The following is a 3,661-nucleotide window of genomic DNA, read 5'->3' on the forward strand; positions in this document are numbered from 1 at the left end:
AATTGTTGACATCGCCGTCCCCGACGCGACACCCTGTGTCCCATGCGCTCCTGGCCTTTCGCCGATCGCCCCGCGGTCACGCGCCGCGACCTCCCGGGAGACGGCGGGTCCGCGTGGTACGCCAGCACCCTGCCCGACGACGCCACCCTGGGGTCCCTGCTCGACGACGTCCTCGCCGCCGCCGGCATGCAGCCGGCCGTCCCCGGCGTCCCTCGCGGCGTCGAGGCGACGCGACGCAGCGACGGCTCGCGCTCGTGGCTCTTCGTGCTCAACCACACGGACGAACCGCAGGCCGTGGCCGCCGGTGGGTACGACCTCGTCGCGGACGCCACGGTCGACGGCACCGTCCGCCTCGCCCGAGGTGGCGTGGCCGTGATTCGGGAGGACTGAGGATGCTCGCCAGCCAGCGGCGCTCCGTCATCCTCGAGTTGGTGCAGGAGTCCGGGGCCGTCAAGGTCTCCGACCTCGTCGAGCGCCTCGGCGTGTCGGACATGACGATCCGCCGGGACATCGAGCGCCTCTCGGGCGACGGCCTGCTCGAACGGGTGCACGGCGGTGCGCTCGCGCTCGACGGCACGCGCAGCAGCGACGAGCCGGGGTTCTCGGCGAAGTCGAGGCTGCAGCTCGCGCAGAAGCTGGCCATCGGCCGCGCGGCCGCCCGGCACGTCGAGGCCGGCAGCTCCATCGGCATCTCGGCGGGCACGACGACCTACGAGCTGGCTCGGGCCGTCAAGGACGTGCCCGACCTGACGGTGGTCACCAACTCCGTCCCGGTGGCCCAGCTGCTGCACGACTCGGGGACCCCCGGCCAGACGGTCGTGCTGACCGGCGGGGTGCGCACGCCGTCCGACGCGCTCGTGGGCCCCGTCGCCGTGGCGGCGCTGCGCTCGCTCCACGTCGACATCCTGTTCCTCGGCGCCCACGGCGTCGAAGGCCGCACCGGCCTGACCACCCCCAACCTCGTCGAGGCCGAGACCAACCGGGCGCTCGTCGAGTCGGCCCGTCGCGTCTGCCTGCTCGCCGACTCGTCGAAGTGGGGCACCGTGGGGCTCAGCACGTTCGCGGATCTCGCGGACGTCGACCTGTTCGTCACCGACGCCGCCTTCCCGGAGCGCGCCCGCGAGGCCGTGCGCGAGATGGTGGGGTCACTGGAGATCGCGGAGGCCTGATGACCACCCCCACCCCCGCGCGCACAGCGGCGCGCTTCACCACGAGGCACCTGGCCGACGGGCGCGAGATCATCTACGTCGACGAGCCGGGCACCCCGGAGCGCACGGCGGAGGACCCCCGCCCCGTCGAGCCGCGGGTGCAGTCCGGCGAGCTGCGCCACGACGCGCTCGTCGACGACTGGGTGGCCATCGCGGCCCACCGGCAGCACCGCACCTTCATGCCGCCCAAGGACGAGTGCCCACTGTGCCCGGCCGGGCACGGCTCGGTCCCCTCGGAGATCCCCGAGCGCGACTACCAGGTCGTCGTCTTCGAGAACCGGTTCCCGTCGTATGCCGTCACCTCCCTGGGCGCCGACGTGCCCGACCCCGCCGGCATCTTCGGCATGCGCCCGGCCGTGGGCCGCTGCGAGGTCGTGTGCTTCACGAGCGAGCACGAGTCGTCCTTCAAGGACCTGCCCGTCGAGCGGGTCCGCACCGTCATCGACACGTGGGCGCAGCGCACCGAGGCGCTCGGCGCGATCCCGGAGGTCGAGCAGGTCTTCGCCTTCGAGAACCGCGGCAAGGAGATCGGCGTGACGCTGCCGCACCCGCACGGCCAGATCTACGCCTACCCCTACCTGCCCGACCGCACCAAGTCGCTGCTCGAGGCGGCGCGCCGCCACCACGAGCGCACGGGCCGGCTGCTGGGCGCCGACATCCTCGCCGCCGAGCAGGCCGACGGCTCGAGGGTGGTCGTCTCCGGGACGCACTGGACGGCATACGTCCCCTTCGCCGCTCGCTGGCCGCTCGAGGTGCACCTGGCCCCGCACCGTGACGTGCCCGACCTCGTCGCCCTCGACGACGACGAGCGCGACGAGCTCGCCGTCGTCTACCGCGACCTGCTCGGGCGGCTCGACCGCTACTACGTCGCCGAGGACGGCTCTCCCGTCACGCTGCCCTACATCGCCGCGTGGCAGCAGGCACCGGCCAAGACGGGTCGCGACGTGTCGCGGCTGCACCTGCAGGTGATGTCGGTGCTGCGCGGTCCCGGACGCCTCAAGTTCCTCGCCGGCTCCGAGTCCGGCGTCGGCGGCTGGATCAACGACGTCGCGCCGGAGCGGGCCGCCGCCCGGCTGCGGGAGGTGGCTCCATGAGCGAACGCACCCCCGGGGAGGTCGTGGAGAGCGTGCGCACCGGCTTCGCCGAGCGCTACGGCCACGAGCCCGATGGCGTCTGGTCCGCGCCCGGCCGCGTCAACCTCATCGGCGAGCACACCGACTACAACGGCGGACTCTGCCTGCCGATCGCCCTGCCCCACCGCACGTATGCCGCCGCGTCCCGTCGCGACGACGGCCTCCTGCGGATGGCTTCCGCGCAGCAGGACGGCGTCGTCGAGGTGGCACTCGACGAGGTGTCGCCGGAGCAGCCGGGCGGCTGGGGGTCCTACGTCGCCGGCGTGCTGTGGGCGTTGCGCGAGGAGGGCCATGACGTGCCGGGGCTCGACGTGTTCGTCGACTCGACCGTGCCGGTGGGCGCGGGGCTGTCGAGCTCGGCCGCGCTGGAGTGCTCGGTCGGGGCCGCGGTCAGCGACCTCGCCGGCCTGGGCCTGCTCGCCGACGCCGGGGGGCGGGCACGCCTGGCCCAGGCGTGCATCCGCGCCGAGAACGAGATCGCCGGCGCCCCCACCGGCGGGATGGACCAGTCGGCGGCGCTGCTGTCCGACGAGGCCACCGCGCTGCTGCTCGACTGCCGCAGCTGGCAGACCGAGCAGGTGCCCTTCGACCTCGCCTCGGCGGGGTACGCCCTGCTCGTCACCGACACGCACGCCCACCACGAGCTCGTCGACGGGCAGTACGGCTCGCGCCGCGATTCCTGCGAGGAGGCCGCCGGCATCCTCGGCGTGGACCTGCTCCGCGAGGTGCCGGCGTCCGAGCTGGACGCGGCCCTGGAGAAGCTGACCACCGACGAGCTCCGGCGGCGGGTCAAGCACATCGTCACCGAGATCGACCGCGTCGAGCACGCCGTCGCCGCCCTGCGCGGCGGCGACCTCGACGAGGTCGGGCGCCTCTTCGACGCCTCGCACGTGTCGATGCGCGATGACTACGAGATCTCGTGCGAGGAGCTCGACGTCGCCACCGAGACGGCCCGGCAGCACGGCGCCCTGGGCGCCCGGATGACCGGCGGTGGCTTCGGCGGCTCGTGCATCGCGATCGTGCGCACCGAGTCCGTCGGCGAGGTGTCGCGCGCCATCGACGCGGCCTTCGCCGAGCGGGGGCTCACCGCGCCGTCGTCGTTCCCCGTCACCGCCGCCGGTTCCGCCCGCCGCGACACGTGACCCCGCCCCTGCGACGTGGTTCGTCCCGCTCGAGTGGGCGCACCGGATCACCCGGGCTGGCCAGGGTGCGGGCATGACCTCGGCGACGACGCCGGCCTCGAGCCGCCCCCTGCCAGCAGCCGTGCGACGCGGCTACGGCCCCGGCTCCGTGGCGACCGGCTCCTTCGGCACCGTGCCC

4 protein-coding genes are annotated in these 3,661 nt (G+C 74.0%); all 4 read left to right on the forward strand.

From position 1 onward, the window contains the following. Positions 1–42: 42 nt before the first annotated feature. From ABD194_RS09880 to galK, 4 genes are read left to right on the forward strand one after another with little or no spacing between them, the layout of a single operon-like run. A complete protein-coding gene (locus ABD194_RS09880) occupies positions 43–390 on the forward strand; it encodes a Beta-galactosidase C-terminal domain (RefSeq protein ID WP_343990760.1) in 348 nt (115 codons plus the stop codon). A gap of 2 nt (positions 391–392) precedes the next feature. Beyond that, positions 393–1,169: a DeoR/GlpR family DNA-binding transcription regulator gene (locus tag ABD194_RS09885; RefSeq protein ID WP_343990762.1), complete on the forward strand. Its 777-nt coding sequence runs from the start codon at positions 393–395 to the stop codon at positions 1,167–1,169. Then, positions 1,169–2,302 (forward strand): galactose-1-phosphate uridylyltransferase, encoded by a 1,134-nt coding sequence (galT, locus tag ABD194_RS09890; protein ID WP_343990764.1) that lies wholly within the window; start codon positions 1,169–1,171, stop codon positions 2,300–2,302. The genes ABD194_RS09885 and galT overlap by 1 nt, the downstream gene beginning before the upstream one ends. Then, entirely contained in the window at positions 2,299–3,483 is a 1,185-nt protein-coding gene (gene galK, locus ABD194_RS09895) for a galactokinase (RefSeq protein WP_343990766.1), read from the forward strand. The genes galT and galK overlap by 4 nt, the downstream gene beginning before the upstream one ends. Positions 3,484–3,661: the final 178 nt, after the last annotated feature.

This window comes from Terrabacter terrae, from assembly GCF_039529575.1.
In the GTDB taxonomy this organism is placed as follows: domain Bacteria; phylum Actinomycetota; class Actinomycetes; order Actinomycetales; family Dermatophilaceae; genus Terrabacter; species Terrabacter terrae.

Coding starts and splice junctions, on each gene's coding strand:
- ABD194_RS09880 (WP_343990760.1), top strand. CDS start 43: ATGCGCTCCTGGCCTTTCGCCGATCGCCCCGCGGTCACGCGCCGCGAC.
- ABD194_RS09885 (WP_343990762.1), top strand. CDS start 393: ATGCTCGCCAGCCAGCGGCGCTCCGTCATCCTCGAGTTGGTGCAGGAG.
- galT (WP_343990764.1), top strand. CDS start 1,169: ATGACCACCCCCACCCCCGCGCGCACAGCGGCGCGCTTCACCACGAGG.
- galK (WP_343990766.1), top strand. CDS start 2,299: ATGAGCGAACGCACCCCCGGGGAGGTCGTGGAGAGCGTGCGCACCGGC.